Here is a 25332-nt window from a genome sequence, read left to right as displayed (position 1 = left end):
CCGGGGCACCGCCGTGCGGCATACGCCTTCCGACGTCGGTTTCTTGCCTCAGGCTCGTTGTTTCTTGCCGCGCATCGACATGTAGAGCATGTCGCCGAGGCCCACGAGGACGACCGCCGCCGCGACCTGCAGGGCGTGCCTGCCCCAGTCGATGCCCGGGGTCGCCTCGATGCCGAACGCCCTGGCCAGGGCGTTACCGGCGATGCCGCCGATGATGCCGAAAATGGTGGCCAGCCACAGGGGGCTGTGCTGCTTGCCGGGCAGGATCGCCTTGGCGAGCAGGCCCAGCACGAATCCGACGATAATCGCCCACAACCAGCCCATGGCTGCCTCCTCGGTACGGATTGACGTGAGCAGTCCCGACAAGTCTCGGCTCACCCGGCGTACGCCGCATGTCGGATGCCGCCATACGGGGTACGCCGGAGGGCGTGCCGGCTGGTGAGGGGGGTCCGGTCCCATCCGCGGCGGGGGCGGGCGTACCGTGGGAGATGGTCCGGGCCGGGGTGCGTCCGGTCGTGCGAAACCGGGTGGTGGAATGTGATGCGGAAGCATGGGAGCGACGAGGTCTTCCGGATCACCGGCGCCCGGCAGAGCCTGGCCGAGGACGTGCGTGGCCGGCAGCGTCGCTATGTGATCTCGATGTCGGTGCGGACCGTGGCGGTGATCGCCGCCGCGTCGCTGTGGAACGTCGAGCGGCATGTGGCGATCGTGGCGCTGGTACTGGGCGCGGTGCTGCCGTACGTCGCGGTGGTGATCGCCAACGCGGGCCGGGAAACGGCGCCCCCCATGCCGTCGACGTTCGTGGCGACTCCCGTGGCCGAGCGCCCCATGCTGCCGCAGGGGCCATCGGCGGCGGAGCCCACGGCAGGGACCGGGGCGGAGTCGGGGGCAGGGCCAGGAGCGCGACCGGAATCCGAGGCGGAACCCGGCACGCGGCCGCCCGCGGAGGAGCACCGGGAACCCCAGCAGGAACGCCAGTACGGGCAGGGCTGAGCCGTCAAGCGGTCACCAGTCTGCAAAGCTCAAGAAAAGCTCAGATCAATCATGTGGTTCCAGTGCACTCCAGCCCGGTCCCCGTGACATACTTCGTAGGCGCTCCGCATCCCCCGTCGGAGCGACGGACCGACGCCGGGCAGCTCCCCCCGTGGCTGCCCGGCGTCGCCTTTGTTCGGGCATTCGTTTGGACGTGTTGTGAGCGACGAGACCACCCCGATCTGTTCGGCCAAGGGCTGCCGCACCGCGGCGGTGTGGGTGCTGGCCTGGAACAACCCGAAGCTGCACACTCCCGAGCGCCGCAAGACCTGGCTGGCCTGTGACGAGCACCGCGAGCACCTGTCCCAATTCCTGGGCGTGCGGGGGTTCTTGAAGGACGTGGTGACGCTCGCGGAGTGGGAGCGCTCGGCCTCGGACCACTGACCCGCCCGCTCAGCGCTCGACGGCCGGTATCGGCCGCTCAGCCTCCGATGGCCGACATCGGGCGGTCGGGCTGGAGGAAGCTCGGGTCGTCCAGGCCCGAACCGGCCTTCTTCCCCCACATCGCGAGCCGCCATATCCGGGCGATCTCCTCGTCGGGTGCCTCCGAGCGCAGTGCGGCGCGCAGGTCCGTCTCCTCCCGGGCGAACAGGCAGGTCCGCACCTGCCCGTCGGCGGTGAGCCTGGTCCGGTCGCAGGCGCGGCAGAAGGGCCTGGTCACGGAGGCTATGACGCCCACGCGGTGCGGCCCGCCGTCGACGATCCAGCGCTCGGCGGGCGCCGAGCCGCGGGCCTCGTCGCTCTCGGGGTCGAGAGTGAAGCGCGTACGCAGCGACTCCAGGATGTCCCCGGCCGTGATCATGCCGTCGCGCTTCCAGCCGTGCTGGGCGTCCAGCGGCATCTGCTCGATGAAGCGCAGCTCGTAGTCGTTCTCGACAGCCCAGGCGAGCAGGTCGGGTGCCTCGTCGTCGTTGAGCCCGGGCATGAGGACGGAGTTGACCTTGACGGGGGTGAGTCCGGCGTCGCGGGCGGCGTGGAGGCCTTCCAGGACGTCCTTGTGGCGGTCGCGGCGGGTCAGTGTCTTGAAGACATCGGGGCGCAGCGTGTCGAGGGAGACGTTGACCCGGTCGAGTCCGGCGGCCTTGAGGGCGGTGGCGGTGCGCTTGAGGCCGATGCCGTTGGTGGTCAGCGACATCCTGGGGCGGGGCTCCAGGGCGGCGCAGCGCTCGACGATCCCCACCAGGCCGGGGCGCAGGAGCGGCTCGCCGCCGGTGAAGCGGACCTCGGTGATGCCGAGGTCGGTGACGGCGATGCTGATCAGGCGGACGATCTCGTCGTCGGTGAGCAGGTCGGGCTTGGCGAGCCACTGCAGGCCCTCTTCGGGCATGCAGTACGTGCACCTCAGGTTGCACCGGTCGGTGAGCGAGACGCGCAGGTCGGTGGCCACGCGGCCGTAGGTGTCGATGAGCACTGTGGGCGCCCCTCCCCCGATTGCCAGGTTCCGTACATCCAAGTTGCTTACATCAAGGAGCGTACGTGACGCCTCCGACAACGACACGGGCCATTGTCCACAGGAGCGGCGCGGCCGCGTCGTAGGGATCTACGACGATCCCCACGGCGCGGCCACGGCCGGTCGCACAGGGTGCGCGGGTCAGTGCGCTCCGACACCGGTGAGGGACTTGACCTCCAGTTCCGCGTACTTGCCCTTGTCCGGCTCCTCCTTGGACAGCAGCGAGCCGAGCCAGCCGAGCAGGAAGCCCAGCGGGATGGAGATCAGGCCGGGATTCTCCAGCGGGAACCAGGCGAAGTCGGCGTCCGGGAACATCGAGCTGGGCTTGGAGGAGACGACCGGCGAGAACAGCACGAGCGTCACGGAGGCGATCAGGCCGCCGTAGATGGACCACAGCGCGCCCTGGGTGGTGAACCTCTTCCAGAACAGGCTGTAGAGGATCGTCGGCAGGTTCGCGGACGCGGCGACGGCGAAGGCAAGGGCCACCAGGCCGGCGACGTTGAGGTCGCGGGCCATCGCGCCGAGGGCGATGGAGACGATGCCGATGAAGACGGTCGCCCAGCGGGCCGCGCGGACCTCCTCCTTCTCGGTGGCCTGTCCCTTGCGGATGACGTTGGCGTAGATGTCGTGCGCGAAGGACGACGAGGAGGCGAGGGTGAGTCCGGCGACGACGGCGAGGATGGTGGCGAAGGCGACCGCGGAGATCACCGCGAGCAGGATCGCGCCGCCCGCGGAGTCCACTCCCCCGATGTGCAGGGCGAGCAGCGGGGCCGCGGTGTTGCCCGCCTTGTTGGAGGCGGTGATCTCGGCGGGACCGACGATGGCCGCCGCGCCGAAGCCGAGCGCGATGGTCATCAGGTAGAAGGCGCCGATGATGCCGATGGCCCAGTTGACGGACTTCCGGGCGGCCTTGGCGGTGGGCACGGTGTAGAAGCGGATCAGGATGTGCGGCAGGCCGGCGGTGCCGAGGACCAGCGCGACGCCGAGCGAGATGAAGTCCAGCTTCGAGGTGGGCGTGAGGCCGTACTTGAGGCCGGGCTCCAGGAACGCCGCTCCCTTGCCGCTGTTCTCGGCGGCCTTGCCGAGCAGGTCGGAGACGTTGAAGTTGAACTTCAGCAGCACCAGGAACGTGATGAGCAGGGTGCCCGCGATGAGCAGGACGGCCTTGACCATCTGCACCCAGGTGGTGCCCTTCATGCCGCCGATGGTGACGTACACGATCATAAGGAGGCCGACGAGGGCGACGATCGCGATCTTCCCGCCGTCCGAGGTGATGCCGAGCAGCAGCGAGACCAGGACGCCCGCGCCCGCCATCTGCGCGAGCAGGTAGAAGATCGACACGACGATGGTGGAGGTGCCCGCGGCGGTACGGACGGGCCGCTGGCGCATCCGGTAGGCGAGCACGTCGCCCATGGTGAAGCGGCCGGAGTTGCGCAGCGGCTCGGCGACCAGGAGCAGGGCGACGAGCCAGGCGACCAGGAAGCCGATGGAGTAGAGGAAACCGTCGTACCCGAAGAGGGCGATGGCGCCGGCGATGCCCAGGAAGGACGCGGCCGACATGTAGTCGCCGGAGATGGCCAGGCCGTTCTGGAAGCCGGTGAACTGCCGTCCGCCCGCGTAGAAATCGGCGGCGCTCTTGGTCTGGCGGCCGGCCCAGACGGTGATGAAGAGGGTCGCGACGACGAAGCAGGCGAACAGGGTGATGATCAGCGGTCTGTGTTCCGAGGCGCCGGAACCGGCCGCGAACAGGATCGTGGGGCTCATGCGCCGGCCTCCATTCGGGACTCCGCAGGACTGCCGGACTCCGTACCGGACTCCATACGGGCTTCCATACCGGACTTGATGGCTTCCGCCTTGGGGTCGAGCTTGTCGGCGGCGTGCCGGGAGTAGAACCAGGCGATGAGGAAGGTGGTCAGGAACTGGCCGAGGCCGAGGACCAGGGCCACGTTGATATTGCCGAAGAGCTTGGTGCCCATGAAGCCGCCCGCGTAGTTGGACAGCAGGACGTACAGCAGGTACCAGGTGATGAAGGCAATGGTCAGAGGGAAGGCGAAGGAGCGGTACGTGCGGCGCAGTTCGCCGAATTCCGCACTCTCCTGCACCTCGACGAACGACTCTGTCGTGGGCTGGGCGGGACTGGTGTCCGTACCGCCCTGTGGCGGCGGTGCTTCGGTTGCCACGGTGACTCCTCGCGACGCGGATGCGCTGGACAGGGACAGGGAACTTCGGGGTCGCCGGGCCGCTACGCACGTGCGCCCCTCCCCTGACAACGGCACGGACGCCGTGGTGACGCGGTTCACCAGCGGCCTTTTTCTTTCCCCAGCTCCCCCAAGTCATTGATGGGACGGGATGATCGGCGATAGCTTCGCTCGTCATGTACCCGTCCACACACATGTGCGGGCGGACGTAACGGATGATGTGGAGAACCCATGGCTCATCTGGGAACCGGACGCGGGCGCATACTCGCGCTGCCCGCCGGTCTGGCGCTCACCGCCTCCCTCGGGCTGCTTCCGGTGGCCACGGCGTCGGCCTCCCCCACGACGCAAGAGGCCCCGGCCACCGCCGTCGCGACCAACGGCCCGAAAATGTCGTACGTCGTGAATGTGACGGGCGGTCAGTCCACCGCCAAGGCGGTGAAGAAGGCGATAGCCGCGGCGGGCGGCACGGTGGTCATCGCGTACGACCAGATCGGTGTCATCGTCGTCCACTCGCAGAACCCGGAGTTCGCGAAGACGATCCGCGGGGTACGGGGCGTGAAGTCGGCCGGCGCGACCAGGACCGCGCCGCTCACCGCCCAGACCACCACCGACGTCAAGACGGCCGAGCAGCCGTTGTCCGCCGCGGAGGCGCAGGCCGCGGCGGCCGAGGCGGCCGACGGGCAGGACCCGTTCGAGCCGCTCCAGTGGGACCTGCCGGCCATCAAGGCGGACAAGGCGCACGAGAAGTCCCTCGGCAGCAAGAAGGTCACCGTCGCGGTCCTGGACACGGGCGTCGACGACACCCACCCGGACCTCGCCCCCAACTTCGACCGGACGGCGTCCGCGAACTGTGTGACCGGCGCGCCGGACACCACGGAGGGCTCCTGGCGGCCGGGCCCCCAGGAGAGCGACCACGGCACGCATGTGGCCGGCACGATCGCCGCGGCGAAGAACGGGGTCGGCATCACGGGTGTCGCCCCGGGTGTGAAGGTCTCGGGCATCAAGGTCTCCACCCCGGACGGCTTCTTCTACACCGAGTCCGTGGTGTGCGGCTTCGTGTGGGCCGCCGAGCACGGCGTCGAGGTGACCAACAACAGCTACTACGTGGACCCGTGGCTGTACACCTGCAAGAACGACGCGGACCAGGGGGCGCTGGTCGAGGCGCTGCAGCGCGCCACCCGGTACGCCGAGCGCAAGGGCGCGGTCAACGTCGCCGCCGCGGGCAACTCCCGTACGGATCTGGCATCGGACGAGGTGGTCGACAAGAGCAGCCCGAACGACACCACCCCGGTGGAGCGGGTCGTCGACCCGAGCGAGTGCCCGGACGTTCCGACGATGCTCGACGGTGTGGTGACCGTGTCCGCGACGGGCGCGAAGGGGCTGAAGGCCTCGTACTCGAACTACGGCCTCGGGGTAGTGGACATCGCCGCTCCCGGCGGCGACTCGACGGCGTACCAGCCGCCGCAGGCGCCGGCCGTCAGCGGGCTGATCCTGTCGACGCTGCCGGGCGGCAGGTACGGCTACAAGGGCGGTACGTCGATGGCGTCGCCGCACGTGGCGGGTGTGGCCGCGCTCATCAAGTCGACGCGGCCCTACGCCTCGGCGGCCCAGGTGAAGGCGCTGCTGTACAAGCAGGCCGATGACATGGCGTGCACCGACCCGTACGACATCAACGGCGACGGCACGGTCGACGCGGTGTGCGAGGGCGGCAAGCGCGACAACGGCTTCTACGGGACCGGGATGACCGACGCGCTGGACGCGGTGCGCGGGTAGTCCCACGCCGGGACGTGACCGGTGAGAGGGCCCGTACGCGGATTCGTCCCGCGTACGGGCCCTCTTCTTCTTGCTGGCACCGAGTGCCATAGTGTGGCTTATGGGGCAGTCCTTCTCTTCGGATTCATCGCTTTCATCGGGTACGTCCCAGGCGTGGGCGGCACTGGGTGCCGATCCGGGGCTGTTGGAGCGGGTCTCCTACACCGGCCTCTCGGGTGGCCTGCCGGCGCGGCTGCCCGTCATGGAGTTGGCCCGCGCCACTGTCGCGGTCTGCTCGCTCGCGGCCGCGGAGCTCACCGCCGTACGCACCGGAGGGCCGGTGCCGCGGGTGCGGGTCGACGACGGGGCGGTGACCACGGCGTTCCTCAGCGACCGGCTGGTGAGGCTGGACGGCCGGCCGTGGTCGACGTTCGCGCCGCTGTCGCGGTTCTGGCGGGCGGCCGATGGCTGGGTGCGTACGCACGCCAACTACCCGCACCACCGGGCCCGGCTGCTCGCCGCGCTCGGCCTGCCGGACGGCGCCGGGGCCGACGCGGTCGCCGACGCGATCGCGGGCCGCCGCGCCGTGGACGTGGAGGACTCCGTGTACGCGGCCGGCGGCCTCGCCGTCGCGGCGCGCACCGCGACGGAGTGGACCGGGCACGAGCAGGGCGCCCTGGTGGCCGGCCAGCCGCTGCTGACGATGGAGCGCATCGGTGACGGCGGACCCACGCGCGCGTGGAGCCGGATTTCCGGGGCGCCGCCGCTGCCGTGTGCCGGGCTGCGCGTGCTGGATCTGACGCGGGTGCTGGCGGGGCCCGTCGCCACGCGGACCCTGGCGCTGCTGGGCGCGGACGTGCTGCGGATCGACGCCCCGCACCTGCCGGAGAGCCAGGAGGCGCACAACGACACCGGGCTGGGCAAGCGGTCGGCGACCCTGGACCTCGGCCGGGGCGCGGACCACCGCGTGTTCGAGGAGCTGCTCGCGGGCGCCGATGTGGTGGTGACCGGCTACCGGCCGGGCGCGCTGGACCGGTTCGGGCTCTCCCCCGACGCGCTGGCCGAGCGCCGCCCCGGCCTGGTCGTCGCCCAGCTGTCGGCGTGGGGCCGGTACGGGCCGTGGCACGAGCGGCGCGGCTTCGACAGCCTGGTCCAGGCGGCGACGGGCATCGCCGAGCGGGAGCGCTGTGACGGCGAGCTGGGCGCGCTGCCCGCCCAGGCCCTCGACCACGGCACCGGCTACCTGCTGGCCGCCGCCGTGCTGCGTGCCCTGACGGAGCAGAACCGGGACGGCGGCGGCGCGCGGCTCGCCCGGCTGGCCCTGGCGCAGACGGCGCACTGGCTCGTGTACGGCCTCACCAAGGGGCCACAGGGCGGCGGGCCGTACGACCCGGAGCGCTGGACGACCGAGACGGACAGCCCCATGGGGCGGCTGCGGCACGCGCTGTCGCCGGTGTCCTACGAAGAGGGCCCGGCGAACTGGGCACGCCCGCCGGGCCGGTGGGGCACGGACGCCCCGGTGTGGCTCGGGGCCTGACGCGGCTCGGCCACCGGCCGCCGGAGCACCCCGGTGGCGAGCAGGTACTGGGCGGCCGTGTACGTCAGCATGATCCAGAAGTCGGGCACGGGCGGCTGCGGCCAGTCGGCGACCCCGGTGGCGATGAGCGTGTCGGAGAGCAGGAACAGCGCGCCGCCCGCCCCCGCGGCGAGCCCGAGGCCGCTGGAGCGGTACGCCATGGCGGTGAGCAGCGCCGCGTATCCGGCGACCGGGAGGCGCAGGCCGGCGGGGAGAGCGGGCCACAGGAGGGCGACGGTCACGACGAGGGCGGCCGCGTAGGCGACGGCGAGGGACTTCGACGTCCGCGTACGGCGGAAGAGGAGCAGGTAGCAGACGTGGCCGGCGGCGAAGGAGCCCATGCCGGCGAGGAACGCCCACGGGGCGCCGGACAGCAGGAACACATCACCGCCCCAGCCGAACACCAGGGCGGCGATCAGCAGCCGGGGCGCGCCGCGCACGGCCGCGTACGCCGCGAGGAGCGGCATCAGCAGCGGCTTGGCGACGAGGTGCCCGGTCTGCGACCCGGCGAGCAGGGCGCCGAGGTCGGCGGCGACGGCCACCAGGAAGGCGCCGAGCAGCACGCGCCCGGCACGGCTCACGCGGCGCGCTCCGGGGCCGGGCCCGGGGTGGTGGCCGCCTGTGGCGCGGGCGGTGGTGCCGGCTGCCAGCCGGGGCCGCGGAAGACCCGCCCGGCGCGCTCGCGCCAGTTCCGGGCGGCGCGCAGGTCCCGGGCGATGGCCACGTACTCATGGGTGGCGACCTTCAGCGGGTTGTACGTGTCGATGTTCTTGGTGAGCCCGAACACGGGTCGGTCCGTCTCGGCCACGAAAGACCCGAACATCCGGTCCCAGAGGATGAGGATCCCGCCGAAGTTCCGGTCGAGGTAGCCGCCTTGCGAGGCGTGGTGGACGCGGTGGTGGGAGGGGGTGTTGAAGACGTACTCGATGGGCCCCGGCAGCGTGCCGATCCGCTCGGTGTGGACCCAGAACTGGTAGACGAGGTTGGCCGAGTAGCAGAAGAAGATGGCCGCCGGGTGCACACCGCAGGCGGCCATCGGCAGGAAGAACGGCCACACGGTGAGCGAGGTCCACGGCTGGCGCAGCGCGGTGGTGAGGTTGAACTTGCGGCTGGAGTGGTGGACGACGTGGCACGCCCACAGGATGCGGATGACGTGGTGGCCGCGGTGGGACCAGTAGTAGAGGAAGTCCTGCGCGAGCAGCATCAGCGGAATCGTCCACCACAGGACGGGGACGCGGGCCGGGGTGAGCTCGTAGACGGCGGTGAAGAGCGCGAGCGCCGGGATCTTCCACAGGAAGTCGAAGACGATGCTGCCGAGCCCCATGCCGATGCTGGTGGCGGCGTCCTTGGTCTCGTAACCGGCGGCCTCCTCGTCGGGATGGAGCCGGTAGCTGACCATTTCGAGGACGGTCAGCAGAACGAACGCGGGTATCGACCACAGCACGACATCGGGCAGGTTCGGCGGCATGCGAGCACCGTAGAGCGGGGTGCCGGGGTGGGGCTAGAGGTTGTTACCGACAAGTATGAGAGACGATGTGTCAGCGGCCTTTGGTGATTTCCGCCAAGGCCGGGTTCACACCCCCGCGGCGCCCAGGAGCGATCCGGCGGCGTGGGTCACCGCCATCGCCAGCGCACCACCGCCGACGTTCCGCAGGATCGCCGGGCGGGCCGGGGCGTCGCCGAGGCGGGCGCTGGACCAGCCCGCGAGGGCCAGGGCGGCGAGGACCGACAGGACGGTGACGTAGAGGCGGGCCTGCGCGGGTGGCAGGACAATCGCGAGGAGCGGGAGCAGGGCGCCGACGGTGAAGGCGAGGAAGCTGGCGCCCGCCGCGTGCCAGGGGTTGGTCAGCTCGTCCGGGTCGATACCCAGCTCCACGCGCGCGTGGGCGCGCAGCGCGTCCCGTTCGGTGAGCTGTTCCGCGGCCTCGCGGGCCACCTCGCGGGAGAGCCCGCGGGCCTCCAGGAGGTCGGTGAGTTCGGCGAGTTCGGCTTCCGGCTGCTCGCGCAGCTCCCGCTTCTCCTCGGCGAGGGCGGCCTTCTCGGAGTCGCGCTGCGTGGAGACCGAGACGTACTCGCCGGCCGCCATCGACATCGACCCGGCCAGCAGCCCGGCGAGGCCGGCGGTGAGCAGGGTCGCGCGGTCGTCGGTGGCGCCGGCGACGCCGACGACGAGGCCCGCGGTGGAGACGACGCCGTCGTTGGCGCCGAGGACGGCGGCCCGCAGCCAGTTGAGGCGTGAGCCGAGCGCGCCGCCGTGTGCCTCGTCGTGGGCGGGCGCCTGGGGTGCATCAGTCACCTGGGGAGGGTCTCACCCGTGCGTTCGGCGGAGGCGTACCGACCCGCCCGGGGCGAACGGCGTGGGCCCTCGCACCGGCCACCCACTGCTTCACCGCGGGGTTACGGCCCTTCGGCGGCGGGCCGTGCGGGGCAGCGCCAAGTCGCCGAGCCCGTACGGGCGTTGAGCGCCCCGACCGCGCCGAGCCGCGCAGGCCGGAGCGCACCGGCCTCGTCGGCCGGGCGGTGGCTTGCGGGTGTCCACCGGACGATCCGGCGGCGGCAGCACCGGCGCCACGACCCGGCGACGCGTCAACACGGCGACCCTGCGGGGGATGCCCGGCGGCGGCGTTGTCAGTGGCGGCCTCTATTCTCAGGGACCATGCTCGACGACCGTACGACAGCAGCACCGTGGCCGACCGCCTACCCGCAGGGGTACGCGGTCGTCGACGTGGAGACCACCGGACTCGCCCGCGACGACCGGATAGTGTCGGCTGCCGTCTACCGGCTGGACGCGCAGGGCAATGTGGAGGACCACTGGTACACGCTGGTCAATCCGGAGCGTGACCCGGGCCCCGTGTGGATCCACGGACTGACGAGCGACGCTCTGGAGGGAGCGCCGCTCTTCCCCGACATCGCCGCCGAGTTCTCCGAACGGCTCGACGGCCGGGTGCTGGTCGCGCACAACGCCATGTTCGACTGGTCGATGATCGCGCGCGAGTACGCACGGGCGGAGCGGACGGCGCCGGTGCGGCAGCGGCTGTGCACCATCGCGCTGTCCAAGGAGTTGGGGCTGCCGCTGCCCAACTTCAAGCTGGAGACGCTGGCCACGCACTTCGGCGTCGTACAGCAGCGCGCCCACCACGCGCTGGACGACGCACGGGTCCTGGCCGAGGCGTTCCGCCCCAGCCTGCACACGGCGGCCGAGCGGGGCGTACGGCTGCCGCTGCTGGAGTGCCGTCCGCTCACCGAATGGGCGTCGTCCACGCCCTCGGTGGCGCCGCGCATCGGGCAGCAGGCGTCGTACCGCGCCAACGGCTGGCGCCCGTCGCGCAAGCGGCCGGCGTGCCCGTACCCGAACCCGGGCCGGTACGAAGTTGACAAACCGCTCAAGCAGGGCATGCGGGTGGCGTTTTCCGGCGATACGTCCATCGACCGCGAACTGCTGGAGGACCGCGCGGTGGAGGCGGGCCTCCATGTGGCCACCAGCGTCTCGCGGCTGACGAGCCTGCTGGTCACCAACGACCCTGACGCCGCCACCTCCAAGACGGCCAAGGCCCTGTCGTTCGGCACCCCCATCGTCGACGAGGCGGCGTTCACCCAGTTGCTCCGTGACGTGGCCCCGGCAGACGAATAGGACGCACAGGCCGTACAACGGCGTACAACGGCGTACAGCGACGCAGCGGTGAACAGTGGCGTACAGCGGCGCGCCGGCGGGGGTGAGCGGCGGCGAGCAGGCAGACGTGAGCAGACGGGTGACCGCCGGGCGTTTCGCCGCGCCTTCCGGGGCGCCGGAGCGCACCCTGTGGCGCATGGCACGTTGTGAGGTCTGCGGAAACGATTACGGCATGTCCTTCGAGGTGCACGCGCAGGGCGCGGTGCACGTCTTCGACTGCTTCGCCTGCGCCATCCACCGCATGGCACCCATCTGCGAACACTGCCGGGTCCAGATCATCGGTCAGGGCGTCGAGGCGAACGGCAAGTGGTACTGCGGCGCGCACTGCGCCCGGGCGGAAGGAAACGCGGGCATCGTCGACAGCATGTGACCCCGGCGGCCCGCCACCCCCTCCCAGCCACCCACCCTTCCCCTCGCAAACCCCCTCATCTCGCACCCCCCTCCTCACGCCCCATGACCCGAGCTGTACGGTCGTGGGGTGTACCGCTTCCTGTTGTCCCGGCAGTGGGTGATCCTCACCCTCATCGCCCTCGTCCTCATCCCCGTGATGATTCAGCTGGGCTTCTGGCAGTTCCACCGGCACGAGCACCGGGTCGCCCAGAACAAGCTGATCGAGGACAACCTGAAGGCGAGGCCCGTCCCCGTGACGGAGCTCACCTCCCCCGGCCACACCGTCCCGCGCTCCGACTACTGGCGCGCGGTCACCGCCACCGGCACCTTCGACACCGCCCATGAAGTCGTCGTACGCCGCCGGACCTCCGCCGACGAACGGATCGGTGTCCTCGTCCTGACGCCCCTGGTCCTCGACGACGGCCGCGCGGTCCTCGTCAACCGCGGCTGGATCCCGGCCGCGGCCGACCAGATGTCCTTCCCGGACGTGCCGCCCGCGCCCCGGGGCGAGGTGACCGTCACCGGCCGCCTCAAGGCCGACGAGACGACCGGCTCCAGCGGCATCAAGGACCTCAGCGGGCTGCCGCCCCGCCAGGTCATGCTGATCAACAGCGAGCAGCAGGCCGAGAGCCTGGACCGTGAGGTACTCGGCGGCTACCTGGAGCAGACCGCGCCCCGGCCCGCCGGGGACACCCCCGAGCTGATCCCCGAGCCCGACCACGATTCGATCGGCCCGCACATGGCGTACGCGGTGCAGTGGTGGCTGTTCGCGGCGGGCGTGCCGGTCGGATGGCTGGTACTGGTACGCCGCGAGAAGCGGGACCGCGCGGAGGCGGCGGCCGCCACCTCCGGCGACACGCCGGCCGGCAGCGAACCGGCCGCGCACGCGTCCGCCTGACCGCACGGGGCGGCGCCCGGTCCTTCCCGAGGCCCCACCCCGCCGGATTCCGTGGCGGCTACGCCGTTGCTTAGCCGTCCGTCCGTGCGGGAAGACGCCACAGCGTGACGCAACGTATCGAGGACTACGCCCTCATCGGCGATCTGCAGACCGCGGCCCTGGTGGGCAAGGACGGTTCGATCGACTGGCTGTGCCTGCCGCGTTTCGACTCGGCGGCCTGCTTCGCCGCCCTGCTCGGCGACGAGGAGAACGGCCACTGGCGGCTCGCCCCCAAGGGCGCGACGCACTGCGACCGGCGCCGTTACGTCGGTGACTCCCTCATCCTGGAGTCCGTCTGGGAGACCCGCTCCGGCACCGTGAGGGTCCTGGACTTCATGCCGCAGCGCGACGAGGCCCCCGACCTCGTACGGATCGTGGAGGGCGTCAGCGGCACGGTCGAGATGGCGGGGGTGCTGCGGCTGCGGTTCGACTACGGCCACATCGTGCCGTGGGTGCGGCGGACGGACGGTCACCGGGTCGCCGTCGCCGGGCCCGACTCGATATGGCTGCGCAGCGAGCCGGAGGTCAGGACCTGGGGCCAGCAGTACAGCACCTGTTCCTCGTTCACGGTCACCGAGGGGCAGCGGGTGGCGTTCGTGCTGACCTGGCACCCCTCGCACCGCCCCCGGCCGCCGCTCATCGATCCGTTCGAGGCGCTGGAGCACGCGCTGGAGGACTGGAGGTCCTGGTCGGCAGCGTGCGCGTACGAGGGCCCCTACCGCGAGGCCGTGCTGCGCTCGCTGATCACCCTCAAGGCGCTGACGTACGCCCCGACCGGCGGGATCGTCGCCGCGCCGACGACCTCGCTGCCGGAGGACATCGGCGGCGTACGCAACTGGGACTACCGCTACTGCTGGCTGCGCGACGCGACGCTCACGCTGGGCGCGCTGCTGTCGGCCGGCTACCTGGAGGAGGCGGCGGCGTGGCGCGACTGGCTGCTGCGGGCGGTGGCCGGTGATCCGGCGGACCTGCAGATCATGTACGGGCTCGCGGGCGAGCGGCGGCTGCCCGAGACGGAGCTGCCGTGGCTGCGCGGGTACGCGGGCTCGGCGCCGGTGCGTACCGGCAACGCCGCCGTGCACCAGTTGCAGCTCGATGTGTACGGGGAGGTCATCGACGCCCTCTATCTGGCGCGCCAGGCGGGGCTGAGCCCGCAGCCGCACGCGTGGAACCTCCAGCTGAGTCTGCTGGGGTTCCTGGAGTCGGCGTGGCGCCAGCCCGACGAGGGGCTGTGGGAGGTGCGCGGGCCGCGCCGCCACTTCGTGCACTCGAAGGTGATGGCGTGGGTCGCCGCCGACCGCGCGGTGCGGACGCTGGAGGCGGACCCGTCGCTGCGCGGCGATGTGGACCGGTGGCGGGTGATGCGCGACGAGGTGCACCGGGACGTGTGCGAGAAGGGGTACGACCCGGAGCGGAACACGTTCACGCAGTCGTACGGCTCCAGGGAGCTGGACGCGGCGACGCTGCTGATCCCCCGGGTGGGCTTCCTGCCGCCGGACGATCCGCGGGTGGTGGGCACGGTGGACGCGGTGCGGGCGGAGCTGAGCCATGACGGGCTCATCCAGCGGTACAGCACCGAGGGCGTGCCGGTCGACGGCCTGCCGGGCAGCGAAGGCACGTTCCTCGTCTGCTCGTTCTGGATGGTCGACGCGCTGCGGATGACCGGCCGTACGAAGGAGGCGCGGGAGCTGTTCGAACGGCTGCTGGCGCTGCGCAACGACGTCGGGCTGCTGGCGGAGGAGTACGACCCGTCGTCGGGGCGGCAGCTGGGCAACTTCCCGCAGGCGTTCAGCCATATCGGTCTGGTGGGATCGGCCCTCGCGCTGGCACGGGAGGAGGCGGCAGGATAGGCGCATGGATCTTGGACTGAAAGACCGTGTGTACGTCGTGACCGGTGCGTCGCGAGGGCTGGGCAACGCGTCGGCGCGGGCGCTGGTGGCGGACGGGGCGAAGGTCGTCGTCTCGTCACGGGACGAGAAGGCGGTCGCCGAGGCCGCCGCGGAGCTGGGCGCCAACGCGGTGGGCGTCGCGGCGGACAACGCCGACCCGGCGGCCGCCGACCGTCTGATCGACGCCGCCCGGATGCACTTCGGCGGCTTCGACGGCATCCTGATCAGCGTGGGCGGGCCCGCGCCGGGCTGGGCGGCGGACAACACGGACGAGCAGTGGCAGGCGGCGTTCGACTCGGTGTTCCTGGGCGCGGTGCGGATGGCCCGCGCCGCGGCGGCCGTGCTGACGGAGGGCGGGGTGATCGGTTTCGTCCTGTCCGGTTCGGTGCACGAACCGATCCCGGGGCTCACCATCTCCAACGGGCTGCGCCCCGGCCTGGCGGGCTTCGCCAAGTCCCTGGCGAACGACCTCGGCCCGCGCGGCATCCGGGTCGTCGGCCTGCTGCCGTCCCGTATCGACACGGACCGCGTGCGCGAACTGGACGCGCTGTCGGGCGACGCGGCCGCCTCCCGCGCGGCCAACGAGGCCCGGATTCCGCTGCGCCGCTACGGCACCCCGGAGGAGTTCGGCAACACGGCGGCGTTCCTGCTGTCCCCGGCGGCCTCGTACCTGACGGGCGTGATGCTCCCCGTCGACGGCGGCGCCCGCCACGGCTTCTGAGCCCAGGAGTGGAAGAGCCGACGAACTGACGAGTTGACGAACTGACGAGTTGACCGAATTGACGAGTTGACCGAATTGACGAGCTGACCGAATTGACGAGCTGAGCAGCGGAGGGCCGCGCCGCGCCGTCAGGACACGCGGCGCGGCTGGTGTTTGGCGGCGCGGAGCTGGGCCTCCGTGGGGAGGTCCAGCAGGCCCGCCGACTCGCGGGCGTGGCGCAGCGCCCCGTCCCGCAGGCGCGACAGGGTCTCGTCCGGCGACGCGTACGGCTCCAGCAGCAGCGAGACCCGCGCCGATGGCGCCGTACGCCGACCGGTCAGCCGGACACGGGCGCGCGACACACCGTCCAGGGCACCCGCCTCCGACTCCATCGCGCCCTCCAGCGCCCGCCCGCGCAGCACGGCGCCCTCGCCGTCCCGGCTGTCGATCAGCACCTCAGCGAGGCGTGGCCGCCGCAGCTGCGCCAGCAGCCACCACAGCACCAGCAGCACCAGGACCGCGAGCGCCGTGATGACGACCGGCCACCCCCACCGCTTCCGCGCGGCTTCGCTGAGCAGCACCGCGTCCGGGCCCCGCCAGGGCGACCACGACGGCACCTCCAGGTCCAGGCCGGCCGCGAGCACCGCACCGCCCGCGCACAGCAGCGCCGCTCCGACCAGGCCCAGCAGCACACGGTTGACGGCTCGGAGCATGCCCCTCATCCCTTCCGCGCCGGGCGCACGACGTGCACGGACACCTGCGGGGGCCGTGCCAGTCCCAGTTCCTCGACCGCGTCGTCGAGCGTGGCTTCCAGGTCGGCCAGTACGTCGGTGAGTTCACGGAAGTGGGCCACGGCCCGTACCACGGCCTTGGAACGCCGGACCCGTACCCGTACGGACTGCACACCCGTCACCGTCATCGCCCGGTCGCGCAGCACGATCTCGACCGCCTTCCGCCCGAGCCCCGCGCGTACGGGGCCGGCGCCGCGCCGCATCGGCAGGACGGCGCGCAGCCCGGGCGTGACGGCCAGCACGAGCAACCACAGGCCCAGCGCCATCACGGCCAGGGCCACCAGGAGCACCCACACGTTGTCGAGCGGCCGGGTGGCCAGGTCGTCGGCGAGGGCGCGACGCCAGCGCATCCCCGGCCGGCCGGCCCGTACCGCCGCGATGTCGTACAGCAGCAGCCCGGCGACGGCGAGGATCGCCAGCGCCACCAGGGCGGCCGGGACGCGCCGCACGGACCAGAAGCGGCGCGCGCCGCCACCCGGCGGGCCTTCCAGTACGGGTACGGGCTCGTCCAGTACGGGCACGCGCTCGCGCTCGCCGCTCATCGGACCCTCCCGCCGCCCTTGTCGCCGTCACGCGTGTGCGGCGAGTGCAGCCGCTCGACGTGGACCGCCACCTCCGGCACCTCCATGCCCGCCAACGACATGACGCGCCGCACCACTTGGTGGCGTACGGCACCGCACTGGGTGCCGATGTCCGAGGGGTAGCCCAGTTCCAGGGTGATCCGGACGCGTGCGCTGTTGCGGTGCACGACGACCATCGCGTGCGGCGGCCGGCCCCCTTCGGGCAGGCCCATTCCCCGGCCGTGTGCCCGTACGCCGCGGAGCGCTTCCCGCGCCGCCTGCGCGGCGATCTTCGCCACGACCCGGTCGGCGATGGTCGTCGCCCCGCGTTCCGCCGCCTCGATCCCGCCCGCGGCCGTCACTCCGGTCTCCCCCGCCACCCCGTCACCGCCGCCGGTCGTCGCGGTCACGGGTCCGGAAGAGGTCTCCGGGCTCCAAGTCCCCGTCCACGAACCGCCCGGCCACGAAGCCGACCGCCCCCAGCGCGGCGACCAGCAAGAAGGCCCCGAAACCGCCGAAGTAGCCGGCGAAGCCGAGCGCCATCCCGGCCAACAGGCCGACCACTGCCATGCTCATCGTCCGCTCCTGTCCCAGATCCAGACTTGTCCGCCGTCACCGTGTCCGCCGCTACTGCAAGCGGGACTCCGGTTCCTCTTCCTCTTCTTCCGGCAGCTTCACATCGCTCACGGCGACGTTGACCTCGATGACCTCCAGCCCGGTCATCCTTTCCACCGCCGAGATCACGTTCTCTCGCACCGAACGGGCGACATCGACGATCGAGACGCCGTACTCGACGACGATCTCCAGGTCGAGCGCCGTCTGCACTTCGCCGACCTCGGCCTTCACACCGCGTGTGACGCCGCCCCTGCCGCCGGGGACCCGGTCGCGCACCGCGCCGAAGGTCCGGGACAGGCCGCTGCCCATCGCGTGGACGCCCTCGTTGTCACGGGCCGCCAGCCCGGCGATCTTCTCGACCACACCGTCGGCGATGGTGGTACGCCCCCGGTCGGCCGGGTCGCCGCCACCGCCGCCCGGCCCGTCCTCCGAGGACCGCCTCGTCTCCTCGGCCGCGGGTTCCTTGATCCGCGAGGCCTTGGCCGCCTGGGCGGCCCGCGTGGTCTGCGACGCGTCACTCATCGCCGTTCGCCCCTTCCTGGGGGATTTGGGCTCTGCTGACCACATTAGTGGCGGTTACGCCACCTTGCGCCCTGGATACGGCAGTCTGGAGCAATGACGACGGCTGAGGGATGGGCTGCGACGGTACGGAGCCGGATCGGGCTGGGCAGGCTGCTTCCGCTGGGCGGCCCGGCGGACGGGGCCTGGGTGGCGGAACGCGCGGCGAACGCGGTGCTGCGCCGGGCGGCACGGCAGGTGCCGGGGGTGGAGCCCGGCCGGCTGCGGATCGCGCCGGCGGAAGCGGAAGCGGCGCGGTTCGCGGCGGAGCCGGTTTTCCCGGCGCCGCCCGGCTCGGTCCCGCCGGGGCCGCTGCGGATCGAGGCCGAGTTCGCGGCCGGGTACGGCGCGGCGCTGCCGGACCTCGCCGAGCGGGTGCGTACCGCACTGTTCGCGGCGTCGGCGCAGCGGCTGGGGCTACCGGTGACCGAGGTGGACCTGCGGGTGACGGCGCTGCTGGACGCCCCGCCGGACGCGCCGGCCACCGCTCCCCCACCCGGTGAACCCGCCACCCAGGTGGCGCAGCCGCCCGAGGACCCGGTGGGCGCGGCGGCGGCCGCCGTCCCAGGGGTGGCCCGGCTGACGACGACCCTGGGGCCCTCGGTCCACCGGGCCGCCGATCACGTACGCATCGAACTGGAGACGGCCCCGGGCCACCGCGCACTGGACGTGGCAGTGGCGGTACGCGAGGCCGTCGGCGGCACGCTCCCGGTGACGGTCCTCGTCACCGACGTGCTCTAGGTACGCGGGCTGTCGTCGCGGGCTTCAGTCCGCGAGGCCGGCCAGGTCGCGCAGGCGGCGGGCCTGGGCGGCCCGCTCGGCGACCCTCTGCTCCTCGTATGTGCGCTCCGCGGCGCCCCGCAGCAGCGCCTTCGTCTCGATCACCGCGTCGCGCGGCGCCGTCAGCAGTGCGGCCGCCAGGTCCCGTACCGCGCCGTCGAGGTCGCCGGCGGGCACGACGAGGTTGGCGAGGCCGATGCGCTCGGCCTCGTCCGCGCGGACGAACCGGCCGGTGGCGCAGATCTCCAGGGCGCGGGCGTAGCCGACGGCCGAGACGAGCGGATGCGTGCCCGTCAGGTCGGGGACCAGGCCCAGGCTGGTCTCGCGCATGGCGAACTGCACGTCCTGCGCGACGACCCGCAGGTCACAGGCGAGGGCGAGCTGGAAGCCGGCCCCGATCGCATGCCCCTGTACGGCCGCGATCGACACGATGTCGTTGCGCCGCCACCAGGTGAACGCCTCCTGGTACTCGGCGATGACCGCGTCGAGCTCGGCGTCGGAGCCGCGCGCCAGGTCGAGGAACGACGGCTCGCCGTCGAAACCCTCCGGCGTGAACGCCTGCCGGTCGAGGCCGGCGGAGAAGGACGGGCCCTCACCGCGCAGCACCACGACCCGCACCTGGCCCGGCAGCGACCGTCCGGCCTCCGTCAACGCCCGCCACAGAGCAGGGGACTGGGCATTGCGCTTGGCCGGATTCGTCAGGGTCACCGTGGCGACGGTGTCCTCGACGGTGAGCCGTACGCCGTCCTTGTCGAGCACTTCGAGGACTGGGTCGAGCGAGGTCATGGGGCTCCTCCGGGTCCGGTGCAGCAGGTGTGCGGCTGTGGGGACAGCCGCTTAAGTGACTGCACAGTAACCACCCGGCCGACACTGCGATCGACCGGGTGGCCCTGCCGGAACCGGTGGGCCGGACGAGCCGCGCTCGGATGTCAGGCCGAAGCGGCCTTCTTGCCTCGTGTCGCCCCGCCACGCCCACGCAGCGTGACTCCGGACTCGCTCAGCATCCGGTGGACGAATCCATAGGACCGGCCGGTCTCCTCGGCCAATGCCCGGATACTCGCACCGGAGTCGTACTTCTTCTTCAGGTCTGCCGCGAGCTTGTCGCGCGCGGCGCCGGTTACCCGGCTGCCCTTCTTCAGAGTCTCGGCCACCCGTGCCTCCTCATGGGAAGTGCGCTCTGGACTTCTCATGATCACCCCTCATGGGCTTCCTGGCCAGCCATTCGACAAGGTCCATCTCGCAAGGTTTCGCCGTCCGGAGCCCGCCTACCGGGCCGTAATCCCGGACAAGAGGCAGCCGCGACGGCGAAGTGGCAGGTCAGAGGGGTACGGGGAAAGACACCGCGGCGTGGGACCAGGACGGGAAATCCGCCCGGCGCCACGCCGCAGTATGAGACACACTCACTCAGATGATGGATCACGGGTAAGCCGAATGATCCATGCGGGGACGATCAGGCCGACCGTCGCACCGCCTTCAGCCGCACCGCCCTCAGGCGAGGGCGACGAGGTCCGCGTAGTCCGCGCCCCACAGGTCCTCGACCCCGTCCGGCAGCAGGATGATCCGCTCCGGCTGGAGGGCGTCGACCGCGCCCTCGTCGTGCGTGACGAGGACGACCGCGCCCTTGTAGGTGCGCAGCGCGCCGAGGATCTCCTCGCGGCTGGCCGGGTCCAGGTTGTTCGTCGGCTCATCGAGGAGCAGGACGTTCGCCGAGGAGACGACCAGGGTGGCCAGCGCCAGCCGGGTCTTCTCACCACCGGAGAGGACGCCCGCCGGCTTGTCGACGTCGTCACCGGAGAAGAGGAAGGAACCGAGCGTCTTGCGCACCTCGACAAGGTCGAGGTCGGGGGCGGCCGACCGCATGTTCTCCAGGACGGTGCGGTCCGGGTCGAGGGTCTCGTGCTCCTGGGCGTAGTAGCCCAGCTTGAGGCCGTGGCCCGGGGTGACCTGGCCGGTGTCGGGCTTCTCGACACCGGCGAGCAGCCGCAGCAGCGTGGTCTTGCCGGCGCCGTTGAGGCCGAGGATGACGACCCGGGAGCCCTTGTCGATGGCCAGGTCCACGTCGGTGAAGATCTCGAGGGATCCGTACGACTTGGACAGCCCCTCCGCGGTCAGCGGGGTCTTGCCACAGGGCGCCGGTTCCGGGAAGCGCAGCTTGGCGACCTTGTCGGAGACGCGGACCTCTTCCAGGCCGGACAGCAGCCGCTCGGCGCGACGGGCCATGTTCTGCGCGGCGACGGTCTTGGTGGCCTTGGCGCGCATCTTGTCGGCCTGCGAGTTGAGGGCGGCTGCCTTCTTCTCGGCGTTGGCGCGTTCGCGCTTGCGCCGCTTCTCGTCGGCCTCGCGCTGCTGCTGGTAGAGCTTCCAGCCCATGTTGTAGACGTCGATCTGGGCGCGGTTGGCGTCCAGGTAGAACACCTTGTTCACGACCGTCTCGACAAGGTCGACGTCGTGGGAGATGACGATGAAGCCGCCGCGGTACGTCTTGAGGTAGTCGCGCAGCCAGACGATGGAGTCGGCGTCGAGGTGGTTGGTGGGCTCGTCCAGGAGCAGGGTGTCGGCGTCCGAGAACAGGATGCGGGCGAGCTCGACGCGGCGGCGCTGACCACCGGAGAGGGTGTGGAGCGGCTGGCCGAGGACCCGGTCGGGCAGGCCGAGCGCGGCGGCGATGGTGGCGGCCTCGGCCTCGGCGGCGTACCCGCCCTTGGTGAGGAACTCGGTCTCCTGGCGCTCGTACTGGCGCAGGGCCTTCTCACGGGTGGCGCCCTGGCCACCGGCGATGCGCTCCTCGTTCTGCCGCATCTTGCGGATCAGCACGTCCAGGCCGCGGGCGGACAGGATGCGGTCGCGGGCGAGGACGTCGAGGTCGCCGGTGCGCGGGTCCTGCGGGAGGTAGCCGACCTCGCCGGAGCGCGAGATGGTGCCGGCGGCGGGGATACCTTCACCCGCGAGGCACTTGGTGAGGGTGGTCTTGCCGGCGCCGTTGCGGCCGACCAGGCCGATGCGGTCGCCCTTGGCGATGCGGAAGGAAGCGGATTCGATGAGGACGCGTGCGCCGGCGCGCAGCTCGATGCCGGAAGCGGTGATCACGGACAAACTCCAGGGCGGTATGGACGGCGGAAGGACGGCTCGTGCGGTGGCTTCGACGCCGGTCTAATGCACAGGGAGATTGGCCATACGGGCCAGTCTAACGGGCCCCTGCAACTCCTTTTCGGCCATGCTGGCCATACTCGGCACGGGGTCGCGGCCCTTACCCGCCGTAGCAGACGCAGAGGGTGGTGGCCCGCGTGCAGTTCCACGACGACGCCGGCCCGGGCACCCCGGAGGTCCGGGATGTGCGCGGCCGCCGTGCTCTCGGGGGCCGTGTCCCCGGCGGCGGGGCCACGGCCGGCGGTGGCGTGGCCGCGCTGATCGCGCTGGTGCTGGGCATCTTCTTCGGCGTGGGGCCCGAGCAGCTGGGGCTCACGGAGGACGGCTCCGACCCGGCGGTGAGCGCCTCGCCTGCGGGGCGGGTGGCGCAGGCGTGCCGTGAGGGGGCAGCGGACGCGTACGCCCGGGAGGAGTGCCGGATCGTCGGGGTGGTCACCAGCGTGCAGGACTACTGGCGCGGGGAGTACCAACGGCGGGGCGGGCGGTATACCGACGCGCGCACGGTGCTGTTCAGGGGCAGGGCCGGGACCGCCTGCGGGGCGGCGCCGCCGGCGGTGGGGCCGTTCTACTGCCCGGGCGACGGGCGGGTCCACCTGGACCTGGGGTTCTTCGATGAGCTGCGCACCCGGTCCGGCGCGACGGGCGGGCGGTTCGCGCGGGCGTATGTCGTGGCGCACGAGTACGGGCACCACGTGCAGGAGCTGATGGGCACGCTTCGTGCGACCGGGGACGGGCGGCGGGGCGCGGGCGGCCGGGCCGTGCGCGTGGAGCTTCAGGCCGACTGCTACGCCGGGGTGTGGGCGCGGTACGCGACGCGGACGCCGGACGGCAGGACGGGCCGGACGGTGCTGTCGCGGCTGACGGACGAGGACGTCCGGGACGGACTGGAAGCGGCGGCCGCGGTGGGCGACGGCTGGGTCCAGCGGCGGTCGCGGGGGCGGGTGACGCCGGAGAGCTGGAGGCACGGTTCGGCTGAGCAGCGGCAGCGGTGGTTCGCCACCGGCTACCGGACCGGCGACACGGCCCGGTGCGACACCTTCCGGTGAGCCTGGACCGCTCGGGGGTGCGTTGTCAGTGGCGACTGCCAGACTGAATCCAGCTGAGATCCGGATCACAGTCGCGTCGCCGAAGTCGGTGGAGTCGATCGAAGTCAGTGAGAGGCCGCAGGCCACACCCGAAGCGGAGAGTGATCAGCATGGCGCACGTACCGAGCATCTATCCGACGATCCTGTACGAGGACGCGAAGGCGGCCATCAGGACGCTGAAGGAAGCCTTCGGTTTCACCGAGGTGAGTGTGTACGAGGGCGAGGACGGCTATGTCGTCCACTCCGAACTGGCGTATGGGAACGGCATGGTGATGCTGGGAACCAAGGGAGGGGAGGGCGTCTTCGCCAAGGCGATGGCGGGCGCGGGGCCGGTGGGGGTGTATGTGGTCGTGGAGGACGTGGACGCCCACCACGCACGGGCCGTGGAGCACGGGGTGGAGATCCTGATGCCGCCCACGGACCAGGAGTACGGCTCCCGCGACTACATGGCGCGGGACGCCGAGGGCAACGTCTGGAGCTTCGGGACGTACGCCCCCGGCGCCACGGGGTAGGGCCCCTGAGTCACGCCCCGCCGGTGTGCACCTGGAAGGCCGCGCGGCGCACCGCCTTGGCGAGGGCGGGGTCGGGGTGTGCCGCGGCCAGGGCGACCAGTACCTGGACGGTGCGGGGGTGGCCGACCGCGCGGACCTCGTCGAGCAGCGCGGGGACGGTGCCCTGGACGGCCGATTCCAGGTGCCGGACCAGCAGGGCGCTCTCGCCGTGGTCGGCGACGGCCGCCGCGGTGTCCACCCACAGCCAGGTGGCCTCCTCGCGGGTCAGGACGTCGGGGGCGTCGTCGGGGTCGGCGCCCTCGTACTCGGCGAGCCAGAGCAGGGCGTAGGGGCGCAGCGAGACCTCTTCGGCGGCGGCGCGCACCTCGGCCTCCGCCGGGGCCCCGACGACCCGGAGGGCTTCGAACGCGAGGCCGCGCAGCAGGGCGTCCTCGCCGCGGGCGACGGCGAGCAGTTCGGCGACGGCGCTGCGCACGGGGCGGGCGGCGAGCCAGGCGCGGTACTCGACGCGGGCGGGGCCCGGGGTGAGGCGGGCGCAGCCGCGCAGCATGTCCTCGGCGGACTGCTCGATGTGGCCGGCGGGGCTCTGCGCGGCCACGCAGATCTGCTCCAGCTTGACCCACACCGCCCAGTTGCCGAGGGGGGTGAGCGTGGCGTGACCCTCGCCGAGGGTCAGCGCGCCGACGGCGGCCAGGCCCTCCAGGGCCCAGTCGAGGAGACGGGAGAGGGAGTCGGGGCCGGGCAGAGGCTGCGGCCGCGGGCCGTCGGGGGCGACCTCGCAGCGCTCCTCGCGGAGTTCCGCGACGCGCTGCTGGAGCAGGTCGAGCAGCGCCGGTACGGGCACCGGGCCGGCCGAGAGCTGAAGGAGGGAGAGCACCTGGGGGAAGGCTTCCACGACCTCGGCGACGGCGGCGGGGGCGACGTCGTCGGGCGCCGGGTGGACGAGTGACCAGGCGTCGAAAAGGGCGACCCAGCCGCGCAGGACGGCCGAGTCGTCGCGGTCCCAGGCGCGCAGCCGCCAGCCGGGGCGGGCGGTGTCGCCGTGCAGTTCGACCAGCCCGGCGAGGCGGGCGCGGTCCCAGCCGGCGCGGACCTGGGCCGGCGTCAGATCGAGCGCGGTGGCAGCCCGTTGCGTGGCGGATGTGGCGTCCCGGTCCCGGTCACGGTCGCGCTCGACGGCGGCCCAGCGGGCGATGCGCACGGCGTCGGCGAGCACCGCCCTCGCCTGGCGCGCCAGCTCAGCGGGCGGCGGCGTCCCCTCCGGCGGCCTGGGGACCGGCCGGTTGCGCCGGGTCGTCACGGCCCGTCGGGCCGTGGCCAGGGGCCGCGGACGGACGAGTCGGAGTCTGGAGTTGCGCGCCAGTTGCTCATCAGGCTTTCGAGACGTCACGGGGGCAGTCTTCCCGCTGACGCCCCGAAAGCCCAAACGGAATGCGCTTCGCCGCCCCCGGCACCCCCCTGAAGCCCCCGCCGGCCGCGCTGCGGACCGCCCTCAGGGCCCGCCCGCGGGCGGCGGGGGGCGGGGAGGGGGGCTGGCCGGGGGTGGCCGGAGAGCGGGCCGGAGACATCCCGCGCACCGCGGACCCGATCGCCCGCAGGCTCTCGACGTCGGCCCAGTGCGCGTCGTCGACGACGACCACGAGCGGTTCCGGCCGCTGCCATGCCCCCCAGAGCTCATGGAGCCGCCGCG

The 25332-nt window shown here is 72.2% G+C and carries 28 protein-coding genes; 12 read left to right on the top strand and 16 right to left on the bottom strand.

Translation table 11 applies throughout. The features are described 5' to 3' along the window. Window positions 1-48: 48 nt before the first annotated feature. Window positions 49-324: a GlsB/YeaQ/YmgE family stress response membrane protein gene (locus tag QWM81_RS27980; protein WP_290115213.1), complete on the bottom strand. Its 276-nt coding sequence runs from the start codon at window positions 322-324 to the stop codon at window positions 49-51. Window positions 325-540: 216 nt separating this feature from the next. Here QWM81_RS27980 and QWM81_RS27975 point away from each other — a divergent pair, with 216 nt between their 5' ends. Together QWM81_RS27975 and QWM81_RS27970 are read left to right on the top strand one after the other, a co-directional pair. Beyond that, window positions 541-993 (top strand): DUF3099 domain-containing protein, encoded by a 453-nt coding sequence (locus tag QWM81_RS27975; protein ID WP_290115212.1) that lies wholly within the window; start codon window positions 541-543, stop codon window positions 991-993. A 198-nt stretch (window positions 994-1191) separates the two neighbouring features. Beyond that, window positions 1192-1416, top strand: coding sequence for a hypothetical protein (locus QWM81_RS27970; protein ID WP_290115211.1), 225 nt, complete (start codon window positions 1192-1194; stop codon window positions 1414-1416). Window positions 1417-1453: 37 nt separating this feature from the next. Here the strand turns inward: QWM81_RS27970 and moaA are convergent, their stop codons facing one another. The 3 genes from moaA to QWM81_RS27955 all read right to left on the bottom strand — a co-directional run bounded on the left by moaA (window position 1454) and on the right by QWM81_RS27955 (window position 4662). Further along, window positions 1454-2443, bottom strand: coding sequence for a GTP 3',8-cyclase MoaA (gene moaA / locus QWM81_RS27965; RefSeq protein WP_290115210.1), 990 nt, complete (start codon window positions 2441-2443; stop codon window positions 1454-1456). Window positions 2444-2623: 180 nt separating this feature from the next. Next, window positions 2624-4246 (bottom strand): monocarboxylic acid transporter, encoded by a 1623-nt coding sequence (locus tag QWM81_RS27960; protein ID WP_290115209.1) that lies wholly within the window; start codon window positions 4244-4246, stop codon window positions 2624-2626. Beyond that, window positions 4243-4662: a DUF485 domain-containing protein gene (locus tag QWM81_RS27955; RefSeq protein WP_290115208.1), complete on the bottom strand. Its 420-nt coding sequence runs from the start codon at window positions 4660-4662 to the stop codon at window positions 4243-4245. Before QWM81_RS27955 ends, QWM81_RS27960 begins: the two co-directional genes overlap by 4 nt. A 249-nt stretch (window positions 4663-4911) precedes the next feature. Here QWM81_RS27955 and QWM81_RS27950 point away from each other — a divergent pair, with 249 nt between their 5' ends. Then, window positions 4912-6453, top strand: coding sequence for a S8 family serine peptidase (locus QWM81_RS27950; protein ID WP_290115207.1), 1542 nt, complete (start codon window positions 4912-4914; stop codon window positions 6451-6453). Between the two features lie 100 nt (window positions 6454-6553). Further along, window positions 6554-7969: a CoA transferase gene (locus QWM81_RS27945; RefSeq protein ID WP_290115206.1), complete on the top strand. Its 1416-nt coding sequence runs from the start codon at window positions 6554-6556 to the stop codon at window positions 7967-7969. On the opposite strand, the gene QWM81_RS27940 is transcribed toward QWM81_RS27945, so the two are convergent. The 3 genes from QWM81_RS27940 to QWM81_RS27930 form a co-directional block, all read right to left on the bottom strand. Next, the gene (locus QWM81_RS27940) at window positions 7891-8589 is read right to left on the bottom strand and encodes a lysoplasmalogenase (protein ID WP_290115205.1); all 699 of its coding nucleotides are present in this window, start codon (window positions 8587-8589) and stop codon (window positions 7891-7893) included. The genes QWM81_RS27945 and QWM81_RS27940 overlap by 79 nt on opposite strands. Beyond that, the gene (locus tag QWM81_RS27935) at window positions 8586-9476 is read right to left on the bottom strand and encodes a sterol desaturase family protein (RefSeq protein ID WP_290115204.1); all 891 of its coding nucleotides are present in this window, start codon (window positions 9474-9476) and stop codon (window positions 8586-8588) included. The genes QWM81_RS27940 and QWM81_RS27935 overlap by 4 nt, the downstream gene beginning before the upstream one ends. 105 nt (window positions 9477-9581) lie before the next feature. Continuing rightward, window positions 9582-10304 carry a VIT1/CCC1 transporter family protein gene (locus QWM81_RS27930; protein ID WP_290115202.1) on the bottom strand — a complete coding sequence of 241 codons (723 nt, stop codon included), beginning with the start codon at window positions 10302-10304 and terminating at the stop codon, window positions 9582-9584. Between the two features lie 360 nt (window positions 10305-10664). On the opposite strand from QWM81_RS27930, the gene QWM81_RS27925 reads away from it, so the two are divergent. From QWM81_RS27925 to QWM81_RS27905, 5 genes are all read left to right on the top strand, one after another. Then, entirely contained in the window at window positions 10665-11639 is a 975-nt protein-coding gene (locus QWM81_RS27925; RefSeq protein WP_290115200.1) for a DEDDh family exonuclease, read from the top strand. 175 nt (window positions 11640-11814) lie between these two features. After that, window positions 11815-12048, top strand: coding sequence for a metallothionein (locus QWM81_RS27920; protein WP_290115232.1), 234 nt, complete (start codon window positions 11815-11817; stop codon window positions 12046-12048). Window positions 12049-12156: 108 nt separating this feature from the next. Continuing rightward, a complete protein-coding gene (locus tag QWM81_RS27915; RefSeq protein WP_290115199.1) occupies window positions 12157-12966 on the top strand; it encodes an SURF1 family cytochrome oxidase biogenesis protein in 810 nt (269 codons plus the stop codon). Between the two features lie 104 nt (window positions 12967-13070). After that, complete coding sequence (locus QWM81_RS27910) at window positions 13071-14855, top strand: glycoside hydrolase family 15 protein (RefSeq protein ID WP_290115198.1); 1785 nt, start codon at window positions 13071-13073, stop codon at window positions 14853-14855. Between the two features lie 4 nt (window positions 14856-14859). Then, window positions 14860-15615 (top strand): SDR family oxidoreductase, encoded by a 756-nt coding sequence (locus tag QWM81_RS27905; RefSeq protein ID WP_290115197.1) that lies wholly within the window; start codon window positions 14860-14862, stop codon window positions 15613-15615. A gap of 128 nt (window positions 15616-15743) precedes the next feature. On the opposite strand, the gene amaP is transcribed toward QWM81_RS27905, so the two are convergent. The 5 genes from amaP to QWM81_RS27880 are packed head-to-tail and all read right to left on the bottom strand — an operon-like array spanning window position 15744 to window position 18082. Beyond that, complete coding sequence (gene amaP / locus QWM81_RS27900) at window positions 15744-16316, bottom strand: alkaline shock response membrane anchor protein AmaP (RefSeq protein WP_435372474.1); 573 nt, start codon at window positions 16314-16316, stop codon at window positions 15744-15746. Further along, on the bottom strand, window positions 16313-16927 hold the full coding sequence (locus tag QWM81_RS27895) for a DUF6286 domain-containing protein (protein WP_290115195.1): 615 nt from the start codon (window positions 16925-16927) through the stop codon (window positions 16313-16315). Before QWM81_RS27895 ends, amaP begins: the two co-directional genes overlap by 4 nt. Then, window positions 16924-17355, bottom strand: coding sequence for an Asp23/Gls24 family envelope stress response protein (locus QWM81_RS27890; RefSeq protein WP_435372473.1), 432 nt, complete (start codon window positions 17353-17355; stop codon window positions 16924-16926). The genes QWM81_RS27895 and QWM81_RS27890 overlap by 4 nt, the downstream gene beginning before the upstream one ends. Continuing rightward, a complete protein-coding gene (locus tag QWM81_RS27885) occupies window positions 17330-17521 on the bottom strand; it encodes a hypothetical protein (protein ID WP_290115194.1) in 192 nt (63 codons plus the stop codon). The genes QWM81_RS27890 and QWM81_RS27885 overlap by 26 nt, the downstream gene beginning before the upstream one ends. A gap of 51 nt (window positions 17522-17572) precedes the next feature. Then, on the bottom strand, window positions 17573-18082 hold the full coding sequence (locus QWM81_RS27880; RefSeq protein ID WP_290115193.1) for an Asp23/Gls24 family envelope stress response protein: 510 nt from the start codon (window positions 18080-18082) through the stop codon (window positions 17573-17575). 93 nt (window positions 18083-18175) lie between these two features. Here QWM81_RS27880 and QWM81_RS27875 point away from each other — a divergent pair, with 93 nt between their 5' ends. Further along, the gene (locus QWM81_RS27875; RefSeq protein WP_290115192.1) at window positions 18176-18859 is read left to right on the top strand and encodes a hypothetical protein; all 684 of its coding nucleotides are present in this window, start codon (window positions 18176-18178) and stop codon (window positions 18857-18859) included. Between the two features lie 24 nt (window positions 18860-18883). Here QWM81_RS27875 and QWM81_RS27870 read toward each other — a convergent pair whose 3' ends face one another. The 3 genes from QWM81_RS27870 to QWM81_RS27860 form a co-directional block, all read right to left on the bottom strand. Further along, a complete protein-coding gene (locus tag QWM81_RS27870) occupies window positions 18884-19684 on the bottom strand; it encodes an enoyl-CoA hydratase/isomerase family protein (protein WP_290115191.1) in 801 nt (266 codons plus the stop codon). A 143-nt stretch (window positions 19685-19827) separates the two neighbouring features. Then, complete coding sequence (locus QWM81_RS27865; RefSeq protein WP_006123601.1) at window positions 19828-20049, bottom strand: helix-turn-helix domain-containing protein; 222 nt, start codon at window positions 20047-20049, stop codon at window positions 19828-19830. Window positions 20050-20386: 337 nt separating this feature from the next. Beyond that, the gene (locus QWM81_RS27860) at window positions 20387-21985 is read right to left on the bottom strand and encodes an ABC-F family ATP-binding cassette domain-containing protein (RefSeq protein ID WP_290115190.1); all 1599 of its coding nucleotides are present in this window, start codon (window positions 21983-21985) and stop codon (window positions 20387-20389) included. Window positions 21986-22182: 197 nt separating this feature from the next. On the opposite strand from QWM81_RS27860, the gene ypfJ reads away from it, so the two are divergent. Both ypfJ and QWM81_RS27850 read left to right on the top strand, forming a co-directional pair. Further along, complete coding sequence (gene ypfJ / locus QWM81_RS27855) at window positions 22183-23091, top strand: KPN_02809 family neutral zinc metallopeptidase (RefSeq protein WP_290115189.1); 909 nt, start codon at window positions 22183-22185, stop codon at window positions 23089-23091. Between the two features lie 149 nt (window positions 23092-23240). Next, window positions 23241-23642 carry a VOC family protein gene (locus QWM81_RS27850; RefSeq protein ID WP_290115188.1) on the top strand — a complete coding sequence of 134 codons (402 nt, stop codon included), beginning with the start codon at window positions 23241-23243 and terminating at the stop codon, window positions 23640-23642. Between the two features lie 10 nt (window positions 23643-23652). On the opposite strand, the gene QWM81_RS27845 is transcribed toward QWM81_RS27850, so the two are convergent. Next, the gene (locus QWM81_RS27845; protein ID WP_435372476.1) at window positions 23653-24963 is read right to left on the bottom strand and encodes a hypothetical protein; all 1311 of its coding nucleotides are present in this window, start codon (window positions 24961-24963) and stop codon (window positions 23653-23655) included. Window positions 24964-25332 lie beyond the last annotated feature (369 nt).

It is taken from the genome of Streptomyces ficellus, from assembly GCF_030406405.1.
GTDB lineage: Bacteria > Actinomycetota > Actinomycetes > Streptomycetales > Streptomycetaceae > Streptomyces > Streptomyces ficellus_B.
This window is presented reverse-complemented; position numbering and strand designations above follow the sequence as displayed.

Excerpts from the sequence above, each read along its gene's own strand:
- amaP (WP_435372474.1), bottom strand. The coding sequence starts at position 16,316 with ATGAGGGGCATGCTCCGAGCCGTCAACCGTGTGCTGCTGGGCCTGGTC.
- QWM81_RS27880 (WP_290115193.1), bottom strand. The coding sequence starts at position 18,082 with ATGAGTGACGCGTCGCAGACCACGCGGGCCGCCCAGGCGGCCAAGGCC.
- QWM81_RS27935 (WP_290115204.1), bottom strand. The coding sequence starts at position 9,476 with ATGCCGCCGAACCTGCCCGATGTCGTGCTGTGGTCGATACCCGCGTTC.
- QWM81_RS27850 (WP_290115188.1), top strand. The coding sequence starts at position 23,241 with ATGGCGCACGTACCGAGCATCTATCCGACGATCCTGTACGAGGACGCG.
- QWM81_RS27905 (WP_290115197.1), top strand. The coding sequence starts at position 14,860 with ATGGATCTTGGACTGAAAGACCGTGTGTACGTCGTGACCGGTGCGTCG.
- QWM81_RS27980 (WP_290115213.1), bottom strand. The coding sequence starts at position 324 with ATGGGCTGGTTGTGGGCGATTATCGTCGGATTCGTGCTGGGCCTGCTC.
- QWM81_RS27870 (WP_290115191.1), bottom strand. The coding sequence starts at position 19,684 with ATGACCTCGCTCGACCCAGTCCTCGAAGTGCTCGACAAGGACGGCGTA.
- QWM81_RS27950 (WP_290115207.1), top strand. The coding sequence starts at position 4,912 with ATGGCTCATCTGGGAACCGGACGCGGGCGCATACTCGCGCTGCCCGCC.
- QWM81_RS27920 (WP_290115232.1), top strand. The coding sequence starts at position 11,815 with ATGGCACGTTGTGAGGTCTGCGGAAACGATTACGGCATGTCCTTCGAG.
- QWM81_RS27945 (WP_290115206.1), top strand. The coding sequence starts at position 6,554 with ATGGGGCAGTCCTTCTCTTCGGATTCATCGCTTTCATCGGGTACGTCC.
- QWM81_RS27895 (WP_290115195.1), bottom strand. The coding sequence starts at position 16,927 with ATGAGCGGCGAGCGCGAGCGCGTGCCCGTACTGGACGAGCCCGTACCC.
- QWM81_RS27925 (WP_290115200.1), top strand. The coding sequence starts at position 10,665 with ATGCTCGACGACCGTACGACAGCAGCACCGTGGCCGACCGCCTACCCG.
- QWM81_RS27875 (WP_290115192.1), top strand. The coding sequence starts at position 18,176 with ATGACGACGGCTGAGGGATGGGCTGCGACGGTACGGAGCCGGATCGGG.
- QWM81_RS27885 (WP_290115194.1), bottom strand. The coding sequence starts at position 17,521 with ATGAGCATGGCAGTGGTCGGCCTGTTGGCCGGGATGGCGCTCGGCTTC.
- QWM81_RS27960 (WP_290115209.1), bottom strand. The coding sequence starts at position 4,246 with ATGAGCCCCACGATCCTGTTCGCGGCCGGTTCCGGCGCCTCGGAACAC.
- QWM81_RS27975 (WP_290115212.1), top strand. The coding sequence starts at position 541 with ATGCGGAAGCATGGGAGCGACGAGGTCTTCCGGATCACCGGCGCCCGG.